Annotated in this window: 10 protein-coding genes; all 10 read right to left on the bottom strand. The window is 42.1% G+C overall.

Annotated elements, in window-relative coordinates:
• Positions 1-5 precede the first annotated feature (5 nt).
• Positions 6-1,262, bottom strand: a complete 1,257-nt coding sequence (locus G5221_RS14380) for an oligosaccharide flippase family protein (protein ID WP_421263463.1) — start codon at positions 1,260-1,262, stop codon at positions 6-8.
• A 30-nt stretch (positions 1,263-1,292) separates the two neighbouring features.
• Positions 1,293-3,275 (bottom strand): polysaccharide biosynthesis protein, encoded by a 1,983-nt coding sequence (locus G5221_RS14375; RefSeq protein WP_421263462.1) that lies wholly within the window; start codon positions 3,273-3,275, stop codon positions 1,293-1,295.
• A complete protein-coding gene (locus tag G5221_RS14370) occupies positions 3,272-4,297 on the bottom strand; it encodes an MraY family glycosyltransferase (RefSeq protein ID WP_421263461.1) in 1,026 nt (341 codons plus the stop codon). Before G5221_RS14370 ends, G5221_RS14375 begins: the two co-directional genes overlap by 4 nt.
• Entirely contained in the window at positions 4,297-5,253 is a 957-nt protein-coding gene (locus tag G5221_RS14365) for a UDP-glucose 4-epimerase family protein (RefSeq protein WP_421263460.1), read from the bottom strand. The genes G5221_RS14370 and G5221_RS14365 overlap by 1 nt, the downstream gene beginning before the upstream one ends.
• Complete coding sequence (locus G5221_RS14360) at positions 5,253-6,020, bottom strand: glycosyltransferase family 2 protein (protein WP_421263459.1); 768 nt, start codon at positions 6,018-6,020, stop codon at positions 5,253-5,255. The genes G5221_RS14365 and G5221_RS14360 overlap by 1 nt, the downstream gene beginning before the upstream one ends.
• 32 nt (positions 6,021-6,052) lie before the next feature.
• Positions 6,053-7,138 carry a glycosyl transferase gene (locus tag G5221_RS14355; protein WP_270904441.1) on the bottom strand — a complete coding sequence of 362 codons (1,086 nt, stop codon included), beginning with the start codon at positions 7,136-7,138 and terminating at the stop codon, positions 6,053-6,055.
• Positions 7,135-8,244, bottom strand: a complete 1,110-nt coding sequence (gene wecB, locus G5221_RS14350) for a non-hydrolyzing UDP-N-acetylglucosamine 2-epimerase (RefSeq protein ID WP_421263458.1) — start codon at positions 8,242-8,244, stop codon at positions 7,135-7,137. The genes G5221_RS14355 and wecB overlap by 4 nt, the downstream gene beginning before the upstream one ends.
• Before the next feature lie 16 nt (positions 8,245-8,260).
• Positions 8,261-9,520 carry a glycosyltransferase gene (locus G5221_RS14345; RefSeq protein ID WP_421263457.1) on the bottom strand — a complete coding sequence of 420 codons (1,260 nt, stop codon included), beginning with the start codon at positions 9,518-9,520 and terminating at the stop codon, positions 8,261-8,263.
• Between the two features lie 23 nt (positions 9,521-9,543).
• The gene (locus G5221_RS14340) at positions 9,544-13,302 is read right to left on the bottom strand and encodes a glycosyltransferase (protein WP_421263456.1); all 3,759 of its coding nucleotides are present in this window, start codon (positions 13,300-13,302) and stop codon (positions 9,544-9,546) included.
• 128 nt (positions 13,303-13,430) lie between these two features.
• Positions 13,431-13,646: hypothetical protein (locus tag G5221_RS14335; RefSeq protein WP_421263455.1), on the bottom strand; the 216-nt coding region annotated here is incomplete at its 5' end.

Here is a 13,646-nt window from a genome sequence, read left to right as displayed (position 1 = left end):
TGTTATCATTGCACGACCTTACACACGCAACCTTTATATTGATGAATGAAGTATATCGACATCGTCGCAGCCATCATCAAAAAAGCATTAGTTATGTAAACGATGTAAATGTCACCGGAACGAAATACTTTTAGCAACAACCAATAGTTGAACATGCTTATAATTAAGAGAAAGAACCACTTGCACATTATCAAAAAATATTTTTTGTCACGGTATAACCGTTGCATTAAAACGCTATCCACAGCGAAAAAAGAAAGCGCAGGCAACATCATAATGGCTAATTCTGCTGCTAACTCATAATCTTTTCCAAAGATAAAATAGACAATTTCATGTAGCCATAACCAACCCATTAATTGCAAGATACATGCAACTAATAACAGCCCTAAACAGACCGTATGTATTTTTTTTACTCTGCGCCCATATAACATCATTGGGGCTATAGACTGCACAACTATACCAAGTACAAGTACGCCCTGTTCTAGCATTTGACTAGCTACGCCATACATGGCTAGTTGTTCATACCCTAAGTAATGCTCGATGAAAAAGCGATCAATCCTCATATAAATCAGCATCAGCATTAATGGAACCCAGAGCGCCCCACCTCGACTTAACATTACCACTGCCACTTTTTTATGCCAGTCCCAGATGCCACCTCTAAAATAAATAACACAACTCAGTGACATAGCTAAAAACATTGCTTCTATTGCCCTGCTTGAATAGATGATGACATAAGATGAAAGTAAAAAAGCGAGGCTTACCAAAAGCACCCTTAATAATAAAATTGCAAGACGAATCGCTACAACAACACCTATATTTGTGGTGGCCTGATAGTAGTTGGCTATTACTGAAAATGGTTCATTAAAAATGAGCGCCAGTGCCAATAGCATCAGCATTAATCTTACATCTTGATCTGCGACAATAAAATTTGCGTAGATTAATGTGACAAGCAAAGCAACCAAAGCGAAAAGTAGACGAAAAACAAATACTGAAGATAGTATCTTCCAACGCAAATGAGGATGCCGAACTAATGCCGGAACAACAACTTCCGAGCCGGCAATCAATGTAACTGATGACAATAAAATGACGGCATTAAGCGAATATAGCCATTTCCCATATAATGACACACCGAGTAGATGACTAATTACCCCCTCGCAAAAAAAAACCAACCCAATGGTCACCATTTTTTCAAATAATAGAATACTAACATTAGTAATAATTGCGGCATATTCTCGATAAAATGCCACAACCAGGCCTAATCGCATCCAAGTTGCCTCATTATAGAAACAGGTAACTCAATTTCTAGCCAGCAAAAAATTAACATTGTGTACTGGTAGCTTCACGATGTTCTCCGTTATTGTATGCTGCTTCGCTAGCCACACCAGATCACAGATACCATCCGTCGGTTCGAATGCAGCAGGAGCATGCATCAGGATCTCGCGCACTTGCTGTTGATCAAAACGGTGACAAGCATCATCCAGCGAGGCCAGCAAGGGGCGCAGTCGGGACCAGGGCAGCCAGCTCTCTTGTGCCACCATGATCCTGGGGTGTTCGGTTCCTCTGGCATCATCACCAATCAGTAACTCTTCGTAGAGCTTTTCGCCCGGCCGCAACCCCGTCACCTCTATGGCGATATCACCATCGGGACGCTGCTCATCACGCAGTGTCAGGCCGCTGAGGCGTATCATGCGCTTCGCCAGTTCCATGATCCGTACCGGTTGACCCATATCGAGCACAAAGACGTCGCCCCCCTCCCCCATGGCGCCAGCCTGGATCACCAGCTGGGCAGCCTCAGGTATGGTCATGAAGTAACGGATAATATCGGGGTGAGTCAGAGTGATGGGCCCCCCCTTATCTATCTGCTGTCTGAATAACGGCACCACTGAGCCGGAAGATCCAAGAACATTGCCAAAACGCACCATACAAAAACGGGTGCTGTGCTTCTCGCGGGTCAAGGCTTGCAAGATCAACTCGGCCAGACGCTTGCTGGCCCCCATGGTGTTGGTTGGCCGCACGGCTTTATCGGTAGAGATCAGCACGAATGTTTCCACCCCAGCCTCAATGGCCGCCTGTGCCGCATAAAGAGTGCCGAATACATTGTTACGTACCCCTTCAATGATGTTGAACTCAACCAGAGGGACATGTTTGTAAGCAGCTGTATGGTAGACGGTCTGGATCCTGAAGCTCTGCATCACCGTCTTGAGACGATGCTGGCGCTGCACTGACCCCAGTAACGGCACCAGATCCGTTTCGATTTCTTCACGCTGACACTGCTCCCGCAGGTTTTTGTGCAGGACATAGAGGGCGTATTCGGATAGTTCGAACAGTACCAGGGTGGATGGCCGACACCGCAAAATCTGGCGGCAGAGCTCAGAACCAATAGAGCCACCGGCACCTGTCACCATAACCGCTTTGCCTGTGATATTGGCTTCCATTAATTTTGTCACCGGCTCTACCGGGTCTCTGCCCAACAGATCGTCGATGGAAACCTCATTAAGCTGATCTATGCGAGCCGAGCCATTGACAAGATCGGCCATCCCCGGGATGGAAAGCACTTCGCAAGAGAAGGGCTCAAGTGCATTGATCACCTCCTGACGACGCGCTCTAGTGCTGCTCGGCATGGCCAGCAAAATCTTCTGTACCCCATGGTGGTCAATCAGGGCTGGCAATTGAGCACTGTGATAAACGGTACAGCCCTGGATCACGCATCCCTGTTTGGCGGGATCGTCATCAATAAAGGCGACGGGATAAAACTCATTACCTTGCAACAAGGCCATTTGCAGCTGTCGACCCGAAGAACCCGCTCCATAGATCAACACCTGGGTACGAGCCAGACGGGTGGTATTGAGCAGCGCTCGGAAAAACAGCCGCACACCACCGACCAGCAACACCAAAAAGGAGAGATAGATAACAGATACCGTTCTGGGCAGAAAGATATCGAAGTAAAACGCAGAGAGAACAAAGAAACAGGTTGAAAGAAATGCCCCTAGCGAGATTGTCCATAAGACCCTAAAGCTGACATATCGGAGTACTGCGCGATAGAGCCCCAGCCGTACAAACAAACTGATGCTGACAATGATAATTGCGCCAAGGAGTGCCCAGTGATGAGGGCTATCGATGGGCCAGTTATGTTCAAGCCGGATCCAGTACGCTCCCCAATAGGTCATGGTGATCAAGAGCATATCAACGGCGACAGAGATGACACGCTTACTGGATCGTGATAGGGAGCCCAGACAAGTCAGTAGCCAGCCCCCTCCGGGTAAAAGCTCATTTTTCATTCTGGTACTCCTGCATTCAGGTGATACGCAAGAAAGGCTAACGGCAAGTAGGCAATGACCAGACCGATCACACCATCGAGCTGGCCCAATACAATCATGACAGCGATCGGCGCAAGCCATAGGCTATTTATAAGAAGCACAGCCAATGTCACGTTTCGATGACTTTGCCAACGTCTCGCCAGATATTGATAGCCATGAGTACGATGCGCCTCGCTCAGACGACATTTCAGACGATAGCGATTCAGTAACGTCCAGGTCGCATCAACCACAAAGACTCCGAGCATGACGAGCCATGCCCACAGGAATTGAGATGAAGAAGCAGTATCCAGCAGCATCAGGGAAGCCAGCATCAAGCCAAGAAATCCGCTGCAACCATCTCCCATAAAGATCTTGGCGGGCGGAAAATTCCAGCACAAGAAGCCAGCAGCCGAAATCCCCAGTAGCAGGATCAAACTGGCAGACGACCACACTCCCCCAACCAGATAGTGAAATAACGCCATGAACAGACAGACTACAACGGCTTCACCTGCCGCCAAGCCATCGATGCCATCCATAAAGTTGTAGAGATTGATAAACCAGATCACCCCCAGCCAGGCCAGCAGGTAACCAAACCAGGCAAGATCCAGCTGCCAACCAAAGAAGATCAGCGCAGGCAAACCATTAACCGCAGATACCACCAGAGCTGCCGCCATGCTCTGCACAATCAGGCGGGTTCGAGGCTTGAGAGAGATGTGATCATCGATAAAACCAACCAATGCAATGCCCAGCGCCGCAGCCCATATCAATGCAAAGCTGCTCTGGGATATGCCGAAGGGCAGTGGGATCAGGGTGACAAACAACGGGGCTGCCAGCAGAAAGGTCGCCACGATAGCCATGCCACCGCCTCTCGGGGTAGGCACCTGATGCGAACTGCGATGATTGGGTTGGTCAAGCAAGCGGGTCTGGGCGTAGCGCCTGAGCAGGCCGGTCATGGTGATTGAAAGAAAAAGACAAAATATCGACAACAAAACAAATGCCAGCATCAAGACGACTCACTATGGATTGACGCCATCAGAGATAGGGTCTGAGAGAGCGAATAGGGTGCCGACCATTGTAATCGGCTCTGAGCCTTGTGGGTATCCATTTCCAGAGAGCCATAAATCCGTTGTAGCTTGGCATCAATCCCCAAACAGCGTCCAAGCACTCTTATTACTCTTGGTGGGAGATAAAAGAGCCGACAGCTAACTCCTTCTGCTTCTGCAATCGCCGCCAACAACTGAGACGTCGACACTGCGACAGGATCTGCGACTAAAAAGACCTGGTTCACTGCGGCAGGGTGCGCCATCGCATGGGCAATGAAGTCACACAGATTAGGTAACGCCAACAGGCTACGCGCATTGGTCAAACGGGCAAAGGGTAGCGGGATCCCTTTGTGCACCCAGGTCATCATGCTGGCAAAGTTAGCCTTCACTCCTTCTCCATAGATAAGAGGAGGACGAATGATGGTTACAGCCATACCACACTCTTTCGCGAGTGCCATCAGCCCCTGTTCCGCCTCATACTTCGAGCGTCCATAGGGATCTTCTGGCGGACTCTGCACATTCTCATCAAATGGCTTGCCTGGCTCGGTCTGCTCGCCGTTCACTTTGATCGAGCTGATAAAGATGAAGCGCTTTACACCGGCCTCTGCCGCCTGCCGAGCAAGCGTGAGGGTGCCCTCTGTATTCACCGCTCGAAATGCTGCCAGGGGATCTGTCGCTGTATCCGACATCACATGCACCCTTGCAGCACAGTGAACAACCACATCCACCTGTTGCAATTGGGCTGTCCAGTTGGCATCCGCAGTCAGAGAGGGAGCCTGAACATGGTAAGAAGCCAGCGGGTGACTTCGCACCGCGCCTTTCACATTAGCTCCACATCTAATCAGGTGTTCACAGACCGCTTTACCTACAAATCCGTTGGCACCTGTGACCAAGACTGTACTTTTGATATCTGCCATTACCGCCAACGCCAACCGTGAATATTGAAGAAAGTCACCATGGAACGCCCAAACATCCAGATGTGGCGCCAGCCTTTGCGGGATGCATGCCCACCGTGATGAACGACCTTCACCTGAGGGACATAAGCAATCCGACTGATCTTTCCTGCCCGCAAACTGATGTCAAAATCTTCAAAATAGAGGAAAAACCGAGGGTCAAACCCTCCGAGCTGCTGCAGAACATCTGTGCGAAACAGCATAAAACAGCCACTTACAATCGGTGGGTCCCATAGCACGTCATGATTGTTGAGCTGATCTGCCATCTCATATTTCGCCAAGCGCGTCTGGAATAACTTCTTCACAAACGCGGGCGCAAAACCACGCAGCAATAAATCAAATACGGTTGGATAGCGTTTACAAAGCCGTTGTACCTCACCATTTTCCCATGTAGCGAAAGGCGTCAATAATCCACAATCCGGATGTTGCTCCATAAACTCGAGCGCATTTTTCAGTGCATCTGGAGCAACTTCAAGATCCGGGTTAAGGATGAGGTGGTATTTTAAACTGCTATCATATCGCATGGATTGATTGTGTGCGATCCCAAAGCCAGGGTTATCATCACGGCCAATATATTTTATTGAGTTAAAGCATTGGATGGATTCTATATATTCTTTAATTTTTTTTGATGGTTGACTACTATTATCAATAACAACTAGGTTAGTGGATAAATCATGATGATTAAATGAGTTCAACGCATCAAAAAGCTTATCAAAAACTGTACCTAACAATATCTTATCAGGATTAAATAACACCATTGATATTAAGAGCAACGTTGAAAAACCTCATCAAACAACACAGCGAAACGATCACTCCATCTGGGCACTCTTGCTTTCATATGGTCATGCGCGAAAAATAATGTCCCGCTAGGTATAGAATAATGACAATTGCTTTTATTTATAATCTCTCTATGATGCCAAACCATTTCGCCAAAGTTAGTCGAGAGAATAGGTATTTCTGCAAGCGCATATTCGTAGTATTTTACTGGATCAACAAACCGGGTAATCTCGTTGATAACAAAAGGGATGATTGCCACATCAAATTTCGAGATTTCTGACATGACTTGACTATGAGGTATGGCACCTTTCAAAATAACATTTTTTGGCAAACATGTCGGGAGTCTGCTCTTGACAGGGCCAAATAGATGAACAGATGATGTTGGATTTAAATTGGCTAGCTCTATTACCCATTTCCAATCAAACCAACTAGCAATCGTTCCAATGTAACCAAAAACATGCCCCTGACTTTTGTCAACATCTTGCTCTTTAGTTACCCCATCAGCACAGGCATTTAAAACTAGCAACTTTTTATCATGAATAAACTTGTCATATAACTCATGGCTAGAACACATTATGATATCAACCTCTTTGATGAGATTAGCTTCCATTAGAGCCATGTGTGTTCTAGATAGGCCATGATAAAAAGATGGAAAGTCATCCATAGCATCATAACAGGAGAAGTCCCAGCCTCTTGCCTTGAGTAAGGCAAGAGAAAGGCGACATGGCTTACCTATAACAATACCAGCCTTTTCCGTTCCGACAAACTCAAGAATTGAGTTAATCAACTTATTAATACGACTACCATTGAAGAAATCAAATAATATTTCAATAGGTTCTAAAGGCATTAAAGAACCAGCCGAAACAATCTGCACATGATCTATGTTTGCAAGACCTGATGGTTCCGGGGCATGGCGCCCCGGAAGAAGATCTCCAAAATTAGGAAATCGGCTTGGATATGGTTCAACCCATAGTAACTCATCAACTCCATACTTAACTGCCATTTTCGCAAAAAAGTGTGGACGTTGATTTATACTACTCCAAGGTACAGGTGATATATATACCAGTCTCATATTTGCTTGCTATTAAAGTAATTTCTTACTATCTCTACAATGCGCTTACTAGCATTACCATCGCCATAAGGCGATGCACCAATAGCCATCTTATCGTATGAAACTTTATCGGATAGTAACTGAGATGCCTCACGAACAATATCTATTGTCTCTGTACCGATTAATCTGACAACCCCATCTGTTACGGCTTCAGGACGCTCTGTGTCACGACGCAAAACCAGTACAGGCTTACCAAGCGCCGGAGCTTCCTCTTGAACTCCACCTGAATCAGTAAGAATAAGATATGCGGACTTCATCGCCGTCACAAATGGACCATAGTCAAATGGCGAAACTAGCTGTATACGCTCATGGCCACGCAGATAACGGTCAGTAACCTCACGGACATTCGGGTTGGGATGCACAGGGAAAAGCACATAAATATCTTCGTGCTTTTCTATTAACTCCAAAATCGCCTTACAAATATTTACTATTGGTTGACCAAAGTTCTCTCTTCGATGAGATGTTACTAATACAATTCGCTTATCTTTAGGGATCTCGATACCAAGATTAAAGTCCGTCTTGGCTGTTTCTAGAAGTGCATCAATAACTGTATTTCCAGTTACAGTAATCTGCTCTTGTGAAATTCCCTCACGAAGCAGATTTTCTCTGGAAACGGAAGTTGGTGCAAAATGCAAGCATGCCAAGTGGCCAGCTAGAACTCGATTTGCCTCTTCAGGGAAAGGAGAATATAGATCATGAGTTCTTAGCCCAGCCTCTAGATGTGCAAATGGTATCTTTTTGTAAAAGCATGCAAGAGCGGTAACAAACACTGTTGTTGTATCACCCTGAGCTATAACCATGTCGGGCTTTGCCTCATCCAGCGTTTTATCTATGCTCAACATTAGACGTGATGTCAGCTCTGGTAGCGTTTGTCCCGGAGTCATCACATTAAGGTCATAGTCCGCTTGAATATTGAATAGGGCAAATGCTTGATCTAACAAATCACGATGCTGAGCCGTTGCCAGAACAATAACATCAAAGTCATCAGCATTCTGTAACGCTTTAACCACTGGAGCCATCTTAATGGCCTCTGGCCGAGTGCCAACAACACACATTATTTTTTTCATATTGATTCCCAATGTATTAACTCAGAATATCTCTATCAAACTGCTCTGCGCGAACACTCCAACTATTTTTCTCAGCCAACTCTCTCAATTTACTTATATATTCAGCATCACCAATAGATTGCGATGCCAATTTGATAGCTTTAATAAAACTTAAAGCATCTGCACCAGAAAAGACTTCTTCATAAACTGTGCACTCATTCATACATTCTGTAACAACTACTGGTTTCCCCAAGGCAAAATATTCGAACAACTTCAGAGGGGACGTTGAACTAGCAATTTCACTAGGCTCGAATGGAATAAAAGAAATATCAAATAACTTAGCATATGATGGTAAGTTATTATACTCGACTGCACCACAATATATAATATTATCTTTTAAAGGAAGTTTCTCCAGTCCACCTTGATAATCCGGCCCGATAAAAATAAACCCAAAGTCTGGCATTTTGGAAGAAATCAAGTCTATTAACTCATACCATAACCAAGGTGCCATCGCGCCGAAATAACCAACAGTTATCCTATATTTACTCCGAAATGCCACCAAATTGTCAGGCAAAACACAGTCAGTATTTATAGCTTTTCTGTAATGCTCAACGTCAACGCCATTTGGTATATATGAACATATAGAGCTATCCACATGTGTGATTGCTTCCATGTATAGTTGCTTAGCAGTAGTGATAATATAGTCTGCACAACCAGAAAAAGCTTTCTTTTTCATATCGAGCAAACGTAAAATTTCACGCTGACTACCAGAAATCAATGGATCTATGTGATCAACATAATCATATATAACATAACCACTTTTTTTTACCTTTTCTATCGTTCTTGATGATGCCATTAAGGATGTACTTAGGAAAATGTGGTATGCATGAGGAATCAATGCAACAGATTCATCATTTGATAACCATACATTAGTAGCCACATTTCGAAACCCTTTTACTCCATCGCCTGTGGTCATATAGATAACTATATGGCCAAGATTACCCAATGCAACGGATAAATGCTGTGGACGCTGAAATAATGGTATATCCCAATCAATATTTCTTTCAAAAACAATAATTTTTTTAGTATCATCCTTTTTAGACAATACCGTCTCATTAAATAAATGCCAGCTAATGTCCACACAACTTACTTTTTTGTAATTACCTCCACCGAGAGATCTCAACTGCCGCACTACTGAGTGCGCTTCACCAACCAGTTTATTACGTAATGGAGAAGGCAACTTCCAGTATATATTTTTAGCCACCTTATATAAAAACCGAATTAAATAATCTTTCATATGCTATTAAGTAAATACACTGATTAACTCGCCCGTTTCGAAATTGATATTATTGTATCAACTAAATCCCTATATTTAGAATACGTAATATCTTTGTTCATATTACAGAATTCATCGGCAGATAATTGAGGCGTAACTGGGTTGCAATACACCCTTACCATGGCATCAGCTAGATCAGACTCATAGTCATGCCTCGTTGGAATGCTCCATATAGGACCATCATAATTTTCTATATCAACAGCCCTGTCAATTATTTCAAACCCATTTTTTCCATAAAAATCACTCGCAAGACCAACATTTGGCATAATAACAGGCAAGTCGCTTTTTACAGCTTCAAGTAGAGTCAATGGTCCCCCCTCAAATATTGTTCCGCTTACAAAAGCATCACTCATAGCAAGAAACTCATCAACATTTTTTACTTGACCACAGTAGTACGCCCTATCCACAAGGTCATTAACAAGGATAAACTCTTCTATTTCCCGTAAAAGATCAGGTTCATACGCAGGGCCGATAATAACAAGTACCGAATCTGGGCACTTTGTCGCTATAGACTTAAATGCACGTAATACAGCAATATGATTTTTTTGATGATTTATAGCCCCGACATCGATGTATACAAAGGCATCTTCAGCTATACTAAATTCAGTTCTTAATTTAAGCCTAGAGATATTTCTGTCAATTTTGTCAAATGGTTCGAAATTAATTCCATTTGATATTACAATGCACTTTTCCTCAGGTACAGCTAATTTAGAAACACTATAGTTTTTAACCGCACTAGACACAGCAACAAACACTTTTGTCAATTCAGCTGCACGCTTAAATTCAGCCTTCTGAAGCGGATTAAACCACATATACAAATTATGTATGACTTGAATAAATGGAATGTTATTTTCATGGCAAATACCTACACCATTAATGGAATAATGTGTCATGACAATTTTAGGTTTTACTACTTGAAGTAAATCGATATAAGCCTCATCACTATAAGCCATACAATGGACACTCATGCCTATATCTCGGGCTCTTTGCACCGACACACCTTGTGTCCCCAGAACCAGCAATAATACTCGATAGCCATTTTCCATTAGGAACTCATTAAGCTCCAACACTACATTCTCAAGCCCCCCAGCCTCAAAATTATCAACCTGAACAATAAGATCATATTCATGATTTATATTGACTGAGGAGCATGATGACTTACTGACATCTATAGAACTAGCTATTTTTTTTTTCCCCTTTAGGGTTCTATAGCACAAGCGAGCAAATTCCCCTCGAAAAGTATCAACTGGTAATAACTTATATATTATAGGGGTAATCTCATTTCTTAATTTATGTACAGATGACGATGACTTATTTGTAAAAAAGTCGTATATCTGATGGGAGCCTACTTTACGAACGCACTTTAATTTTTCATAAACAGAAAAGTTTTCTGCTACCATGGACATTCGCAGCTGCGGGTCAGGCAGATTCCCTAACAAAAAATCTGAAAGACGAATATATTTCATTCCTAAAGATTTAAAATCACCTATATCTTCACAATCCACTATAGGTAAAATACCCATCGCAAGATACTCAACCAACTTAGTAGGACATGCAACATTATTAACAATAATATTTTCTCTCAAGATAAAGCCATAATGGCACTCGGCATATAAAGATGTCAATTCATCATGAGATTTTGATTGAATATCAATTTTGTCTTTCAACTCATGTGGCAACATGGACATAAATATATCTGGTTGAGGACAGTAGAACCTATGATGACAGATATTTATGGTTTTAGACATCGCATCGATCATCTTTGATACTTGTTGCCACTTATGCAACCCACCTGCATATACTACTACTGGTTTTCCATCTATATAAGGACGCTCATTTAACGTCGGTGGCATAGTTGGAAACATAGGAAATGAAACAATATCCGCTTTAAGACTATCTCTAAACTTTTGTGTGAGATAACTCTTCATTGCATCAGTGACAACAATAACTAGCCCTGCCTTATTTACAGCTAATTGCTCTTCTTTCTCATATAGCACGGCACTATAAAAATCACTATGCATACGAAACTCTTCGGGGACCACACCATGAACATCTAATGCCTTTTTGATAAATGGAACATACATTAATCGTCCAAATAAATTATCTCTCATTCTCAATACACTATGGAAATAGATTTTTCTACAGCGTAGGACAGAGATTAAAGCTAACATTCTGACCATTAATTTTCTTTTCTTGCCACCAGTAATTCTCAACACCAGCACTTTGCTCTCTGGTCTATCAAACCATTTATCACGACCTTTAAGCTCATCACTTTCAACATATACACGCCAGCGATCAGTAAATAATCTATCAATAATTTGAATACGCTGAAAATATCCATCACTTTGCCTTTCCGGATAGGGATACCCCCCAAAGAAAACAATCCCGTCAAAGCGAATAATGAATGATATTGCATGTTTTATAAACCACTTAACCTTTTCAATTTTTGTTTGTTTAAATTGTGGGACTGGTGATTTTGATATGTTGCTCTCAACTAAAGATGGCTCATCTTTCTCTATATTTTTTTGATGAGCAGTTATGACACGATGCATAGCAAAATTACAATCTACACGATGATATACCGCATCTATGATAAGATCTAACTTTGATAGAAGTAACTCTTTATCCTTCTGGGTAAGGGTCTTATCGTGTAGGAATTTTGTAATGAGAAGAGTTATTTCATTCCAAATCTCTTTTATATCGCCAAATTTCTCAGCTAAAGTTATTTTAAACTGAAGTTCATTATCAGAAACTATGTTTGCAGCACGTAGCGCACCAAGAATATTATTAAACTCTTCATCAAAATAATTTAATGTCGTGGTTAGTTCATCAATATACTCTAGTATAAAATACTTAAATTCTTCAGGTGACTTAACGTTATTTAGTGCATACAAGATATCCATTTTGAAAGATACAAATGGTTTCTCTGGTCTTCGCTTCCATGTAATAGAATGTTTTTGTTCTAGATATTCCTTATTTATAGCAGCACGCCCACTGAAATATTCATATTGCAACTGCCCAAATGATGCAGATCCCCAATGATGAATAAAAACATCACGAGCAAGATACACTGAGTAACCTAAGTTTCTAGCTCGAATCAAGTAGTCATCATCTTCAAAGCCGCCAGGAAAAAACTTCTCATCTAGACGACCGATCTCAAGAATAGCTTTCCTTGTCAGAAGAACACAAAAAAAGGTTATATCAGAGTCAACTACATGACCCTTCCATGTTTTGTATCTTTTTTCTGAGAATGAATTTATTTTATTAAATAAGGATGAATTCAATTCACCTCTAAAATTCAGACATGAATTTAGCTCAACCTTATAATCAACTGGAATACATTGCTCACCATCAGCTTTATTTGTGACACTGCTAATAATATCGACATTTTTTTCTATTAATCTGTCTAACCAATAGTCAGAAACAATGACATCACTATTAAGAAGACAGACATGAGAAATCTCATCGTTATCAATAAATAAATCTATACCAATGTTATTACCACCCGAAAAACCAAGGTTTTTTTCTTGCTGTATATGTTTCCATTCGCCACCCGTTACAGATGAATAATAATTCATCATATTTTTTATTTTATCTCTTTCAATTTCTTCTGATGCATTATCAATTAATATGACTTCATATTTTGTTTTGTTTTTAGCAAGGCGGAGGCTTTCCAGTGTAACTTGAACAGCATTTGACGCGTTATATGATACAATAACAACACCAACTTTATAATTTGCCATAAATAATTTCGCCAATATCTGGTTAGTAATATACTTTCTAAATATATATACGTTAAGACTTAAAGTTTTAACTTAGTTGCTGTTTACAACGGTACTTATTTTTGAGATGCCAGAATATTCATAATAACTTATATATCATGCTCTTTTTCCACAAGTCTATGTGCCAAGGACTGTGCTTGAGCATCCTTCTCTGCTACCTCACGTGCAAGCGCTTGTGCATGCGCGTCCTTCTCTGCTACCTCACGTGCAAGCGCTTGAGCATGTGCATCCTTCTCTGCTACCTCACGTGCAAGCGCTTGAGCATGTGCATCCTTCTCTGCTACCTCACGTGCAAGCGCTTGAGC

Origin of the sequence: Aeromonas sp. 602200, from assembly GCF_049173895.1 — a bacterium.
Taxonomy (GTDB): Bacteria; Pseudomonadota; Gammaproteobacteria; order Enterobacterales; family Aeromonadaceae; genus Aeromonas; species Aeromonas veronii_A.
This window is presented reverse-complemented; position numbering and strand designations above follow the sequence as displayed.